At 48.7% G+C, this 14290-nt stretch carries 13 protein-coding genes; 8 read left to right on the top strand and 5 right to left on the bottom strand.

Annotation, left to right across the window (positions count from 1 at the left end):
- Positions 1-58: 58 nt before the first annotated feature.
- Positions 59-1318 (bottom strand): methyl-accepting chemotaxis protein, encoded by a 1260-nt coding sequence (locus EDM21_RS19980; RefSeq protein ID WP_157338208.1) that lies wholly within the window; start codon positions 1316-1318, stop codon positions 59-61.
- Positions 1319-1689: 371 nt separating this feature from the next.
- Between EDM21_RS19980 and EDM21_RS19975 the strand changes: the two genes are divergently transcribed.
- Complete coding sequence (locus EDM21_RS19975; RefSeq protein WP_068773882.1) at positions 1690-2046, top strand: O-methyltransferase; 357 nt, start codon at positions 1690-1692, stop codon at positions 2044-2046.
- 159 nt (positions 2047-2205) lie between these two features.
- Here the strand turns inward: EDM21_RS19975 and EDM21_RS19970 are convergent, their stop codons facing one another.
- The gene (locus tag EDM21_RS19970; protein WP_068773883.1) at positions 2206-2433 is read right to left on the bottom strand and encodes an alpha/beta-type small acid-soluble spore protein; all 228 of its coding nucleotides are present in this window, start codon (positions 2431-2433) and stop codon (positions 2206-2208) included.
- A 282-nt stretch (positions 2434-2715) separates the two neighbouring features.
- Between EDM21_RS19970 and rnhA the strand changes: the two genes are divergently transcribed.
- The 6 genes from rnhA (at position 2716) to EDM21_RS19940 (ending at position 9708) form a co-directional block, all read left to right on the top strand.
- Entirely contained in the window at positions 2716-3351 is a 636-nt protein-coding gene (gene rnhA, locus EDM21_RS19965) for a ribonuclease H (RefSeq protein ID WP_157338207.1), read from the top strand.
- A 171-nt stretch (positions 3352-3522) separates the two neighbouring features.
- Positions 3523-4623: a sugar ABC transporter substrate-binding protein gene (locus EDM21_RS19960; protein ID WP_157338206.1), complete on the top strand. Its 1101-nt coding sequence runs from the start codon at positions 3523-3525 to the stop codon at positions 4621-4623.
- A 74-nt stretch (positions 4624-4697) separates the two neighbouring features.
- Positions 4698-6218, top strand: coding sequence for a sugar ABC transporter ATP-binding protein (locus EDM21_RS19955; protein WP_157338205.1), 1521 nt, complete (start codon positions 4698-4700; stop codon positions 6216-6218).
- Positions 6208-7194 carry an ABC transporter permease gene (locus EDM21_RS19950; protein ID WP_157338204.1) on the top strand — a complete coding sequence of 329 codons (987 nt, stop codon included), beginning with the start codon at positions 6208-6210 and terminating at the stop codon, positions 7192-7194. The genes EDM21_RS19955 and EDM21_RS19950 overlap by 11 nt, the downstream gene beginning before the upstream one ends.
- Before the next feature lie 310 nt (positions 7195-7504).
- A complete protein-coding gene (locus tag EDM21_RS19945) occupies positions 7505-8200 on the top strand; it encodes a DUF4309 domain-containing protein (RefSeq protein ID WP_166542101.1) in 696 nt (231 codons plus the stop codon).
- 449 nt (positions 8201-8649) lie between these two features.
- The gene (locus EDM21_RS19940; RefSeq protein WP_157338202.1) at positions 8650-9708 is read left to right on the top strand and encodes an AI-2E family transporter; all 1059 of its coding nucleotides are present in this window, start codon (positions 8650-8652) and stop codon (positions 9706-9708) included.
- 694 nt (positions 9709-10402) lie between these two features.
- On the opposite strand, the gene EDM21_RS19935 is transcribed toward EDM21_RS19940, so the two are convergent.
- The 3 genes from EDM21_RS19935 to EDM21_RS19925 are packed head-to-tail and all read right to left on the bottom strand — an operon-like array spanning position 10403 to position 12706.
- On the bottom strand, positions 10403-11443 hold the full coding sequence (locus EDM21_RS19935) for a hypothetical protein (protein ID WP_157338201.1): 1041 nt from the start codon (positions 11441-11443) through the stop codon (positions 10403-10405).
- The gene (locus EDM21_RS19930) at positions 11433-12320 is read right to left on the bottom strand and encodes an ABC transporter ATP-binding protein (protein WP_157338200.1); all 888 of its coding nucleotides are present in this window, start codon (positions 12318-12320) and stop codon (positions 11433-11435) included. Before EDM21_RS19930 ends, EDM21_RS19935 begins: the two co-directional genes overlap by 11 nt.
- 5 nt (positions 12321-12325) lie before the next feature.
- Positions 12326-12706, bottom strand: a complete 381-nt coding sequence (locus EDM21_RS19925; RefSeq protein ID WP_157338199.1) for a GntR family transcriptional regulator — start codon at positions 12704-12706, stop codon at positions 12326-12328.
- Between the two features lie 265 nt (positions 12707-12971).
- Here EDM21_RS19925 and EDM21_RS19920 point away from each other — a divergent pair, with 265 nt between their 5' ends.
- The gene (locus EDM21_RS19920) at positions 12972-13835 is read left to right on the top strand and encodes a metallophosphoesterase (protein WP_157338198.1); all 864 of its coding nucleotides are present in this window, start codon (positions 12972-12974) and stop codon (positions 13833-13835) included.
- Positions 13836-14290: the final 455 nt, after the last annotated feature.

The raw sequence follows: 14290 nt of genomic DNA, 5'->3' as shown, positions 1-14290 counted from the left end.
TCCCGGTTTCATTAACCGGGAGCTTCCTCTTTATTGTAGACGGACTGTTTGTACATGATTAGAATTTGAAAATTTGTATGGTTTGTTGAAGTTGTCTGACCGATTGCGTCATCTGCTCGCATTGTTTAACAATTTCGAGAACGCCGCTGATCTGTTCATTCATGGAGGACGAGACCTGCTCTGTGCCTGCGGCCGATTGCTGCGTAATGGCCGATATATTCTCCATCGTGGCGGATATTTGCCGTGCTCCTGTCAGCATGTGCTCGCTCTCTCCCGCAAATTCACCAATCTGATCCGAAATAAAACGGACCGAATTCACGATGTCGGCAAAAACCGCTTCTGTATCTCCGATCAGTGCTTCCTGCTTGCGTACGACCTCTTCATTCACTTTGATATGGGATAACGCCTGTTTAATCCCATTCTCAATATTCGTCACCAGCACGAATACTTGGCGTGTCATCGTGGTAGATTCCTCCGCAAGCTTCCTTACCTCTTGTGCAACCACCGCAAACCCTCTCCCTTGTTCACCAGCTCTAGCCGCCTCAATCGAAGCGTTCAGTGACAACAAATTGGTTTGTTCGGCAATTTCCGAGATCGCTTTGGTAATTGTCGATATTCCTGCGGCTTGTTCGGCAAGTGTGCGAATAGTGTCGGATACGCGTGCGGTCGCTTCGACATTTCTTTTCATGCCGTGTCCCTGTGTTTCGACGGCATCCCGGCCTTTATCGACAAGAGCCAGCATTTGATCCGAATGGGTGTTCATCGAACGTGTAGAAGCAGACAAATTCGTTACTTTATGCTCAATATCTTTGGTAGAGACAGAAATCGTGGATACTTCTTCGGAGATTTGCCCGGCGCCGGAAGCCAGTTCCTGCGCAGAGACTGCGACTTGCTGGAGCACATCTTTCAGCTCCTGATTCTGACTGTAAATATTCTGACTGTTGTCGGAGACTTGCCGGGTGATGAGGCTGGTGTCTCCGAGAATTCCTCTCAGTTTATCGATCATTCCGTTAAAAGAGCGGCCAAGCTCGCCAAGCGCATCATCCGAGGTAACTTCAACTTTTTTGGAGAAATCGCCCTTGGAGATGTTAAGAGCAGCGCGTGACATGCTTTCTATCGGCTCTGTAAGCGCTCTCTCAAACCAGCGGACAAGAGGGTAACTTACGCCTAGCATAAAGAGGAGAAACACTACAACGGTGATCCTGCTTAGATCGGGAATAAAGAGCAGGATGAGCAGAACTGCCGTATAAAGCCCTATAAGTCCGTAGCAGCCATAGTGCAGTTTACTCTTGAAGGAGAGGGATGTCCATTTGTTCATACTCAATGCTCCTTTTGTCGGAATATATCCGAAATGTAACATATTTCCTGGGGTCATTATATCATCCGGTTTTAATAGGGTCTATAGTTTTATTAACGACCCATTGTATAGGAAGCGAGACTTAAAAAATATACCTATAAGGGTTGTTTTCAAGGGTTCTTGATCAAAAATTTATCAATTGAACAACGATATGAGCCTTTATAGCGAACTGTGTAAAAAATAAGTACCGAATACTTTAAAAATATGTAAAATTTTGTTGAATTAAAATTAAATGGGTACTATAATAGGCTTAGAAAACCAGTTTTACTTGATTTACATAAAATAATACAAATCCATGACAAGATGGAAGTCTACTTTATTGGGGGGCACTCATGATAATCGAACCGGTATCTTTAGTTCGACAAGTTGAAATCGTATTTAAAGAATTGCGTCAGGAATTGGGAGAATTAAATTCGGGGACTGTGTTCCTGCAAATCCGTAATAACTCAGTGGGGAAGTTTGGCGTACGGCACAATCCGCTCGAGAGCAGGAACGGTCTTGTTCACAAGGTCGGAGAGGGGCTGGCCGAGTCCCAGTGGCAGGCGTTCCGGCAGCTTGCTTTGGACTCGCTTAAATACAAAGTCAACTGGACGCATGGAGAAATTACATTCGATTTTACGGTCAAGAAAGACACTTTGTATGCAAGTGTGATGTTTGAGTCGAATTATAATATGTCGAATCTCCTTTAGATAGACATATTGGAATTAATTAGAAAAAGGGAAACCTCGTGCGGCTTGGTCAGGTTGCATGGGGATTTTTTATATACTCGGAGGTTATTCGGTAAAATAAAAAAGATGGCGTTTTAAGCCACCTTTTCTAGCCTGCCTAAGTATGTGTGAAGCCGACGATTAGCGTCCCAGTTTACCTGCCAGTTGCTGCTCAGCGATTTGAACCAGTCTGCGGGTAATGTGTCCGCCGATCGCACCTGTATCGCGAGTAGCCATGTAACCGTAATAGCCGTCTTGAGGAATTTGAATGCCCAGTTCTTGAGCGACTTCGTACTTAAGCTGATCCAAAGCCTGGTTAGCTTGTGGTACAACCAGTGTGTTGCTGTTGCGGGATTGTCCTGCACCCATTGATATCACCTCCTCCGGTAAAACGTAGTATGAACCGTTTTATAAAAAATACTCGTAAAATTAAAAAAATTGTTCTTTTTTTGAAAAGAGCGCAATTATCTTGTCGAAATGGCTGATTACCCTGCTCGCACAGGATATTTCGGTCTTTTTAGAAGAAGCGCGCTTATATTCGATCCCGGTTTCGGTTTGTGGTAAACTATAAGCCGGGGTTAGAGGGAAACAGAGTTGTCCCGCGACCTTGCTAATCGAGATGGAGCCCTTTGGTAAGGAAGGATGGAAAGCATGGCCGATAAAAAGTTTTATGTCGTCTGGGTAGGGAAAACTCCGGGCATTTACAGCACCTGGGCTCAGTGTAAAGAGCAGACGGATGCCTTTCCGCAGGCTAAATACAAGTCTTATCCCTCAGAGGCGGAAGCGAGAGCAGCTTATGAACGGGGCTGGCAAAAGTCGCTTAATTTCGGTGCGAAGAAGAAAAGCGCGGGAGCGGCGGTTACACCTGCTGAGGTACCGGAGATCGATTATAACAGCCTATCCGTAGATGTCGGCTGTTCCGGCAATCCCGGGATTGTAGAATACAAAGGTGTGGATACGCAGACCGGCGAAGTGATTTTTTACCGGGGGCCGATATCCAAAGGTACGAATAATATGGGCGAGTTCCTTGCAATCGTTCACGCTCTGGCTTATTTGAAGCAGCAGGGCAGTACGAAAACGATCTATACGGATTCCATAACGGCTCTCAGCTGGATCCGCAAGAAGGAAGTTGCTTCGAACCTCGTGAGAGATTCTTCTACCGAAGAGATTTGGACATTGGTGGACCGGGCGCTGCAGTGGCTTCGTACGAATACATATCCGAATAAAATAGTAAAATGGGATACTAAAAAATGGGGCGAAATCAAAGCGGATTTCGGCCGTAAATAAAAGAAACTCTCCTCGAATGATGCTAATCATCGCGGGAGAGTTTTTTTGTGGAAAAAAATAAATTGACGAAAACAGCGAACAGCAGTATCATATGCTTTAATCCAACTGGATCACTTGGATTAAAGGAATGAAAACCTACAGAAAATGAGACAAACGGGGGAGAGGTTACCAATGAAAGGAATACGTAAATTAGTACATACAGCTACTGTGATGATCCTCATCATCGGACTGCTCGCGGCATGCGGCAAACCAGCTGCCGAAACAACTGCAAATGCAGGAAAAACCCAAGGAAACACGACAGATAATAAAGGCGCGCTTGCTGATAAAAAAATAGCGCTGATTATGCGTCAGAATCTGGGCACATTCTCAGCTCAATATGTAGAAGGCGTTAAGGAACAAGCCGCCAAGCTCGGCGGAAAAGTAACGGTTATCCCCGCGGACGGAGATTTAGCCAAGATGTCCTCTAATCTGGATGCGGCTATTAACCAGAAGTTCGACGGCATTCTGCTCGATCACGGAACGGCTGAAGCTTTGCAGGCTGGCGTTCAGAAGGCGGTCGAGAAGAAGATTCCGATTATTGCCTTCGATTCCAATGTCAAAGGAGAAGGCATTGTAGCCCTGGAGCAGAATGACCAGAAGATGGCGGAGCTTACTCTGGGTCAGCTCGGTAAGGATGCAGGTAACAAGGGCAATATCGTAAAAGTATGGGTAGCCGGCTTCCCTCCTATGGAAAGCCGTGAGATCGCCTACAAAGCATTTATGAATGCCAACAAAGAAATTAAAGAAATCGGGAAGTTCGGTAACGCACAGAACCCTGCTCTTGATACGCAAGCTCAAATGGAAGCTTTGTTGAAGAAGTATCCGAACAAGGGTGACATCACCGCTGTATGGGCGGCCTGGGACGAGTTCGCCAAAGGTGCCGCACGTGCGATTCAGCAGGCTGGACGCAATGAAATCAAAGTATACGGGATTGACATGAGTGACGAGGATCTGCAGATGATCCAAGATCCGAACAGCCCTTGGGTTGCATCGGCCGCAGTGGATCCCAAAGATATCGGCCGCATTCAGGTCCGTTACTTGTATCAGAAGCTCAACGGCGATAAGACGCCGGAGAAAGTCGTACTGGAGCCGGTATACGTATCGCGCGATCAGCTCCCCAAAGATAAGAAGCTGACGACCGATCAGCTCAGCGAATATGTGAAGGGCTGGGGGAACAGCCAGCAAGGCTACACGGACTGGATGAAAGAACTGGAGAAGCAATCCGGTAAATAAAAAAGCAATGCGCTATAGTCCCATCGGGTTATTGACGATGGGACTATGGCGTTCAAGGAGGAGAATGGTTCAACATGGCGACGACTTCACAATCCTTGCTGCAGATGAAGGGCATCACGAAATCATTCCCTGGCGTACGGGCATTATCAGCGGTCGACTTTGATCTTAGAGGCGGCGAAGTACACGGTCTTCTGGGAGCCAACGGGGCGGGGAAAAGCACCTTGATGAAGGTGCTGTCGGGTGCTTATCTTGCCGACGAGGGAGCAATCACGGTAGAAGGTAAGCCCGTGCAGATTTCTTCCCCCAAGGATGCGATGCGGCATGGAATTTACTGTGTGTATCAGGAAGTGGACACGGCTCTCGTGCCGGAACTGACAGTTGCGGAGAATGTACTGCTGGACCGAATTGCGAACGGGCGCACCTGGCTGCGCTGGGGAGCATTGAACCGGGAGGCCGCCAAGATCCTCAAGATGATCGGATCGGAGATCCCGGTTCGTCTGAAAGTATCGCAGCTTACAATAGCCCAGAAGCAGTTGGTTCTGCTCGCGCGTGCTGTTGCACATGAAGCGCGGTTCATTATTTTTGACGAACCAACCGCGCCTTTAAGTCTGGAGGAGTCGGAGCAGCTATTCGCGATCATGGAGCGTCTGAAGGCAGGGGGAGTCGGGTGCGTCTTCATTTCGCACCGGCTTGCCGAAGTGACCCGTATCTGCGACCGGATCACCGTGATGCGTGACGGGAGCCATGTCTTGACGAGATCTGCCAAGGATGCGGAACACGCAGAGATCATCGAGACGATGCTCGGCAAGACCTTCGCCGAGGAATTCCCCAAGCTTCCGGCGAAGCTGGGAGGGACGGTGCTCGAAGTGACCGGCCTGCGCCGGGGAACAAAGGTGCGCGGCGTGGACCTGTCACTTCGCGAGGGCGAGATTCTCGGCATCGTCGGGCTCGTCGGCGCGGGCAAAACCGAGCTCAGCCGGCTGTTGTTCGGAGCCGACCGCGCTGACGGCGGCGAAGTCGTCCTGCGCGGCAAGCGTCTGAGGCTCTCAGAGCCGGAGGACGCCGTACGCGCAGGGGTCGTGCTTGTGCCCGAGGAGCGGCGCAAGCAGGGCGTGCTCGTCGATGAATCGGTTCAGCACAACTTGTCGCTGCCGATTCTCCGGCGCCTGAGCGCCGCGGGTTTCATCCGCAGGGGGGAAGAACGCAGCCATGCGGAGCGGCTGATCGGCCAGCTCGGCGTGAAGCCCGCGCTGCCCGGCCGCGCGGTCAAGCATCTCAGCGGAGGCAACCAGCAGAAGGTAGCCGTCGGCAAATGGCTGCCGACCGATGCGGCCGTATACATGTTCGATGAGCCGACGAAGGGCGTGGATGTCGGAGCGAAGAGCGATATCTTCCGGCTGATCGGACAGCTGGCGCAGGAGGGCAAGGGCATCATCTACCTTTCCTGCGAAATATCTGAAATTCTCGGCATTGCCGACCGTATTCTGGTCATGAGCTACGGCCGTATAACGGGAGAGCTCAGCCGGGATGAAGCCACGGCGGAAGCCATTCTAACATATGCTAGCGCAGGGGAGGCCGAACGTGTTGAAGGATAAGCTACTTGACATTTCGTTCCGATACGGGACGCTCGTTGTCATCGGGGTTGTTTTTATTTTCTTTTCAATCATTAATCCGAACTTCTTGTCGTACGATAATATTTTTGATATTTTGCGTTCGATTTCCATTGTAACTTTTGTTGCAATCGGCGTCACGTTGTCTCAGATTGTGGATGGATTTGATTTGTCCGTAGGTTCCACCGTCTCCCTGACAACCGTAGTGGCCGCTTCCTTGATGGTCTGGTACGAGCAGCCTCTTATCGTAGTCCTGACCGTGCCGCTTGCGATCGGTATTGCGATCGGCCTGCTCAATGCCTTCCTGATTGTGAAGGTGCGTATTCCCGATTTGCTTGCAACGCTGACTGTAATGTACACCATTGCGGGTGTGCACAAGACTTACACCCAGGGATTCTCCGTCTACAATAATATGCCTATGCCGGATGGAACGACGGCCCCAGGCGTCGTGTCGGAGAGTTTCAAATGGCTGGGACAAGGCAAGGTGCTGGGCTTGCCGGTTCCCGTTATTCTGATGATCGTGGCCGTTATTGCCGTACATATCTTCCTCACCTATACACGCTGGGGCCGTCAGCTGTATATAACGGGCGGTAACCGTGAAGCGGCCAGACTGTCCGGGATTCCGGTGAACCGTGTGCGTACGGCGGCCTACGTGCTGTCAGGGCTCTTTGCCGCCGTAGGAGGCATACTGTTCGCGGCCCGTATCGGTTCGGGTCAAATTGATGCGGGAGTACCGCTGCTGATGGAGTCGGTAGCCGCTGTGTTTGTAGGCTATTCCGTGCTTGGCGCGGGCAAGCCCAATGTAATTGGCACGTTCTTCGGTGCGGTGCTCATCGGAATTCTCCTTAACGGATTGACCATGCTGAACGTTCCTTATTTCTCTTTTGACATTATCAAGGGCGGGGTGCTTGTGCTGGCTCTTGCGGTTACATTCGTTCATTTGAATCGCCGCAAAGCCTAACCCGATGCAGTACGGATGAATGCAGTGCCGGCCGTTCCCGGATACCCGGGCACTTCCGTATGTATATAGAGCGGGGCATACATGAAGCGGATTTCCGCTTTGTGTATGCCCTTTTTGCATACGCAAGAATTCGGGATTCAAAGGTAAATCGGGACAATCGGCAGGGAAGTAGAAGTTACAAAATCATGGAAAAATGTAACCGTTGGCGATGGAACAAAAGCCCGGAAAAGAACGTTATAGGAAGAGAAACATAGACTTGAAAGCGATGAGGCCTGCCGATTCAGAGGCTCTCGTGAGAGGACGGATTGATGTGAGGAAAAGAATGTTTACTCTGGGCTTAACGATAGGTATTGCCCTGACGGGTACGACGGCTGTGTTTGCGGCGGATTTTGTAAAAGCGTACCTCTACCCGGTGAAGCTGGTGATTAACGGGCAGGCGCAGAACATGCCTCCAAGCTCCGGTGTGTTGAATTACAACAACCAGGCGTATGTGCCGCTGCGTTTTGTAGGCGAAAAGCTGGGTGTGAAAGTAGGTTATGAGGAGGGAGTGAAGGTTGAGGATACCGCGATCACTCTGGATACTCCGAATCAGGGAAAAGATCCTGAGCGCTTGCATCCACCTGTTCTCGATCAAGATTTTATCGCAGAGGCAAGCAAGGGGAAGCTTAAGGGAATCGAGATTGAACTGAATACTTCCAAAAGAGAGCTCCTGAAGAAATGGGGCGTACCGGATGAAATCGGCGAGGTGCATAGTGAATTTTACCGGTACGGCAATGTGACGCTGTATTTCTCTGCCGATGATGTGGTTCATGTTATAGATGTTAAGCTGGATCTTGCTCCTGCGCAGGTAAGGACAGTGATGGGCAAAGCTGATTATGATGGGATAAGTGAGGGAGGCTATGAGGAATATATGCTCGGATACAAGGCGGGAATCAACTATCTGTACTTTACTTTCCAGGAGGAGAATTCCACAAGCGGCAAGCTGCGCTTTAAAAATCCGATGTAAGCGCCTTTGATAATGAATAGAGAAATAGAAAAGGCCTACCATCAGCACCGATTTGGCTGCTTCCAGGTATGCCTTTTTTTGCTTTGTATGACCTGCACAGGTATGGATTGCAGTCTGCTGCCCTAAGCTATTAAAAACGCATGTAGAACAACCAGGCGATACTGCCTGCGAAAGCGCCTGCCGTTATCGAAACGCAGATCCAACCGTTCTGCAGCAGTTTGCGGAGCGATGTAAGCCAGTTCTGCATGAGTACGATCCTCCTCTGTTCTATGTTTATCATAATAGGTGAGGGCTTGTTGTGTCGTTGGAAAATTTTGCGGTTCTATAGAAAAAGATGATAAAATAAACGGAACTATATCCGAAACTATTCGTTATACTATATAGTAAAGGTGAATAGATATGGGCTGTCAGACCCATGAGTTTGTGAAGATAGGAGAGCACCCCGGTATATGTTTACAAAAGACTTCTTTCAAAGCAAAGGTTTCAGAAGAATTTTGATTTTTGCCCTGCTCGCGGTCATTCTTTATTTGATGCGGAGCATGATCAATCTTATTCTATTGACATTCATCTTCGCATTCCTGATGGATCGTCTGCAGACTTTCGTGTCCTCACGGCTTAATCGTTTTGTAAGAGTGGACCGAAGGTGGATTGTTGTAGTCTCGTACGTGGTGTTTCTATCTGTTCTAGTTGTAGCCGTGTATCGTTATTTTCCGGTTGTTGCTAATCAGGTATCGCAAGTGGTCAGTCAGCTATATGATTTTTATACACAGCCGCAAGATAATGAAGTGCTCAGCTACATCGTGAATCTTGTGAAGCCTTATGTGGAACAGTCCGAGATATCCAAGTACATGAATCAAGGATTCGGGTTCGTATTCAAATCAGTGACGGATATCGGTAAAGTGCTCATGCAGTTATTTATCGCGCTGATGCTGAGCTTGTTCTTCCTGCTGGAGAAACCGAGAATTATCCGGTTCACGGCACGTTTTAAACAAAGCAAGATTGCTCCTTTTTACGAAGAAGTTGCCTTTTTCGGAAGCCGTTTCGTTCAATCGTTCGGTAAGGTGCTGGAAGCCCAGTTTATTATTGCTCTCGTCAATGGCATTTTATCTGTGATCGCTCTGTGGATCATGGGTTTCCCGCAATTAATCGGACTCGGAATCATGATCTTCCTGCTGGGCCTGATTCCTGTGGCGGGTGTTCTGATTTCTCTTATTCCGCTGTGTACGATCGCATACAGCATCGGGGGCATTATGATGGTCGTGTATGTGCTCATCATGATCGCCGTTCTTCATGCGCTTGAGAGCTATATGCTGAATCCTAAGCTTATGTCGGCTAAAACAAATCTCCCCGTATTCTACACGTTTATCGTGCTGATTTTCTCGGAGCACTTTATGGGTGTGTGGGGGCTAATTATCGGTATCCCGATTTTCATGTTCCTGCTCGATGTAACGGCTGTTACACGTGATAATGATAGTGATACCCCAGTAAAAACAAAGCCAGTGGTGTGATTGTTCCGCCCGCCTGGTTTTATCCGTACGATATACAAGAAGAGCCAGTTCCTATGAGGATGCTGGCTCTTTTGATTTGGGGCAGCAGTGAGTCTTACCTGCATACTCGCTCAGCAGTACAACCATATTCGTTTAAATCGGGTGCAGAAGCGGATGCAGCACCCTGTCGGAAAATTAAACTTGATAAAAGATAAACAGTTATGATATAATAATATCTTGTACTTGATTACCCCATTTTAGTTCCTCTTTTATGAATATTACTCCTCCACCTATTCAAATTCCAACTAACCCTAAGAATTTGTAAAACCGTGTTACTTGATTCACACTGGCGCGGTCATCGGAGCCGCAAGGATGAAAGAGAGGTAGGGCTTTCATTGTTTTAGGAGAACACTAGATTGGTCATCGCTTATTCATGGTCAACAGGAACTAGTAAATAAGGCCGTTTCTGAACGCCTTCTATAGGACATATCAACACGAATTTAAACATACGTCTTCATTTTTCTATATAGAAACGGCAATGGGATATTCTTTAACGCAGGTTATCAGCAAATGGTAGGTCCGTTAAAGGAAAACAGGATACATACAAGCTGTGTTTTGTACCGCTTGTAATGCTACGCACAAACAACAATAGGAGCCCGGCCGCGATATTCGCGGCCGGGCTCCTCCTCTTTATAACGCTCCTGAGGCTGCGGCATCAAATGATTTTGATCTTTTTATTTCTGAGTAATCGGGTCATAAGATAGGCCAGTGTTCCTCCCGCCAGGAAAGCAAAGTAATAAGAATAGAACAAAGTTCCTGACTGAAACGACGCTTGGTAGCCCTCCCAATTATAGAGTTTTATTAAAGCGCCTGAGAGTAAGGCAGAGCAAATGATGAGTCCCCAGCTGAATATAGGACGAAGTCTGGGGAAAATAAGGGCTTGTCCGTCATATTCGGATTTACTGTGCTGGTAGGCATATGAAGCCAAGCTCGCGAACAAGAGCAGATATACCGCAGGGATTATCAGATTCATCATAGATTCCGGTTCTTGATCATAAGGGGAAAGCAAGAAATAGGCCGGATTTAGGATTGCCAGGAAGTCCTCATATTTTTCGGTGAAAGAGAAATCAAAAACCGGACCGGCCGGGACCGAACTCCCCAGCATGGATAGAGATAACGGGAAAATGCTCGCCAGTAAGGATAACCCAAGCTGGGAGAGGACTCCTCCTGTTATCGTTCCAATGAGCAGTACCAGTGTGTACCAGGCGCATACCGCCAAAATTGCCTGGGCCATTTCGTTCAGATGAATTTCTAAGATGAGGAATTCGCGCAGCGGTGAAAAGAATATGACGCCCATATCGGCTGCTGTGGAAAAAAGTACAGTGCCGGTGAGGAATAGGATGCCGATGGACCATTTTACCCAGAAAATTTGGGATCTTCTAAACGGGAGAGAAAACGATAAATCTTGCTGTCCGCTCCATCGCTCCATGCCGATTAGCATTACGCCTGTGCCAAGAGCAAGGACGGACAGTGCGACGCGGTAAGCAATGAAATCTTCAAACGGATTATAGAACAGCCAGGAGGTGAAATTGTGTTGTAAGAATTCAAGTCTGTAGCCCTCTATCTGTTCAGCTGACATGGAGTAAATATTCATATAACGGGAAAATGTCAGACACAGTATTCCGGCTATTGGCATGAGCCACAGAAGCACTTTGGCCTGCCTGTATTCTTTATACCATAATGCTTTAGGAAACATATTCGTCATCTCCTCTTAGGTGGTAATCAAATACGTCATCCAGTTCTATGCTTATCTGCTCCAGCAGAAGCGGTTTCTGCTCTTCCAGCAGGTGCAGGATTTCCTGAGTATCGTCTTGTAACAGGAGGGTATAGACTCGTACGATATGCTGGACTACGCGGATATGAGGCAGATTGAGCAAATCTGCGGGGGCTTCTCCGTTAAATACGATCTGCAGCTTGTGAAGGGTTTGTTTGGCTCCATCCAGTGAAGAAATGGAAGCGAGTTGTCCTTCCCGGATCATGATGACGGTATCCGAAATACGTTCCAGCTCATGAAGCTGGTGAGAAGAGATCAGAAGAGAAACACCGGACTCGGATACTTCTTCCATCATGTAAGACAGTATTTGCTTACGGATAATCGGATCCAGTCCATTAGTGGGTTCATCGAGCAGAATCAGGTTGGCGCGTGCAGAGAAAGCGAGCAGGATACCGACTAACGCTTTCATGCCTTTAGAGAATGAACGGATCTTCTTGCCCTCGGGCAGGTTAAACCTTCTCAGCTGTGTGCTGAAATGTACCTCGTCGAATCCGGGATAGGACAGCCGGTAAAGCTTGGCGCATTCCAGTGCGGTATAGCTGTTTAGCATGGATAACGAATCCGGTACATATACGATTTCCTGCCTGGTTTGCGGGAAGGCTTGTACCGACAATCCTTTCCACGTGATCTCGCCCTGATCGGGATCCAGGATCCCGATCAGAGTCCTTAGCAGCGTCGTTTTACCGGCACCATTGCGGCCGATCAGAGCGGCGATACGTCCCGGGCCCAAATCGAATGAAATGTTGCGCAGCACAGGTTCTCCGTCAATTCTTTTACTAATCGAGTTAACGCTCAGCATTTCCCTCACTCCTTTATTTCTTTGTGAAATTCGTCTATCCATGCCTGGAGCTGCTCAGGTCCTATTCCGAGGAAACCGGCTTCTACGAGCAGCTGATGAAAAGAATGGCGAAGCCTTTCAAGACGTTCCTTCTCCATTCCCGGAGCTGCTGATGTTTCGGCGACGAAAGTGCCTTTGCCGCGTAAAGTTTGAATAATTCCATAGCGCTCAAGTTCCTGATAAGCTTTGGCGACGGTGTTGGGATTAACGAGCAGAGTAGCGGACATCTCCCGGACGGAAGGAAGTTTGTCGCCAGGCTGGAGAGCACCCTTAAGAATGAGTTCTTTCATCCCCTGAACGATTTGTTCGTAGATGGGAGCTTCACTTCGTTCATTAATTTTGAGCATAGCAAGGCTGCACCTCTTTTTGCGGCGAGATAGGTGAGTTCATTTAATTCTTATAGAGCGGTGCCAGAGTGGCGGATTACATCGTGCATGAATCATTTAGTGTGTATTATTCGATGTAGTACACTTAGTACAATATCGGAATTAAGCACATACTGTCAACCTGTATTTTCCAAATTTGAGGATCGGTGGAACCGTTTACTTTTGTTTTATGAAGTGCCCCCATGTTAAAATCAGGAGAAAATAGAGTGGTGGAGAGAGTGAACCGATGGATCCTAATCTGAAGATGACGCGGAGAGCTTTTCTGGGCAAAGGCAAAATAGTGGTCGGCGCTTTTCTCGCGGCGCCCTTCGCTTCTTATGGCTATGCCAGGTTTGCCGAGCCGAAATGGATACGAACGACGCATGTCCCGCTGAGAATGAGCCGTCTGCCTAAAGCATTCGACGGGATGAGGATCGTTCATTTCAGCGACGTCCATATCGGCCCTTACTTGTCGCCGGATGAGCTGCCTCAGCTGATGGAGCGGATTCAAAGTTTGAATCCCGACCTCATCTGTTTTACCGGCGATTTATACGATTACCGTGTGTATGATAAAGCCCGGGTCACGGCGGCTCTCGCCAGCTTGAAAGCCCCGCTGGGCAAGTTCGCGGTACTTGGTAATCATGATTATTACGAGTCGCCCCGTGAGACGGAGAAAGTATTCCAGTCCGCCGGGTTTGAGCTTCTTACAAACCGTTCCGTACCGGTCGTGCAAGGGAAATCCCAGATCCGCGTGGCGGGAGTTGATGATATGTGGGAAGGCCGCCCGGAGCTTGACCGTGCTTTGCAAGGCACAACGGGTCAGGAGTTCGTGCTGCTTCTGTCTCACGCGCCTGATTTTGCCGATATCGCTCTGGAGAGGCCTGTCGATCTTCAATTATCCGGGCACAGCCACGGCGGCCAGGTCAGGCTGCCGTTCTACGGCGCGCTGACAACCCCGATGCACGGCAAGAAATATGTCGATGGTCTCTACAAGCTCGGCGGGGGCAAGCTGCATGTATACACGAACCGCGGCATCGGGATGACGCTTCATCCGGTCCGGTTCTGGTGCCGCCCGGAGCTTACTGTCCTTACGCTTTCAAGCGGCAGTTAATCTGCCTGTCCGACCCCGTTGAATAGCCTGTTCTGTTCCTGAGCCTGCTTCAGTCCATCCGGACGGATCGGGCTTTTTTGCACAGGTCAAAAAACAAACCTATCATGAAACGATGTAGGTCATAAAGGGAGAGGAATGCTTGTCGTAAACGGCATGTGGGCAAGCTCCTGGAAAATAGAGCATCCGCCGCTTTCTTCCAACCTGGCGAAAAGTAGGCTTGTTCCTCGGGCCTTTTTGTGCAGGACAGGCGTAACTCCATGACATTCATCCAGACCGATTCTAATTGGGGACATATAGTATACCGAAAGACAAAACTTTCACCGAAAGGGGAAATGCACGATGAGTTATGTTGGAGGATATCCAGGCGGGGGCAATAATGCGTGTTGCATCACTCCAGGTTATGGTGCAGGTACAGGGGTAGGCGCTATTCTAGTTCTGTTCATTCTGCTTGTTAT

The organism is Paenibacillus lutrae, assembly GCF_009757775.1.
Taxonomy (GTDB): domain Bacteria; phylum Bacillota; class Bacilli; order Paenibacillales; family NBRC-103111; genus Paenibacillus_F; species Paenibacillus_F lutrae.
Note: the sequence above shows the minus strand (reverse complement) of the source record. Positions and strands in the feature narration are given on the sequence as shown.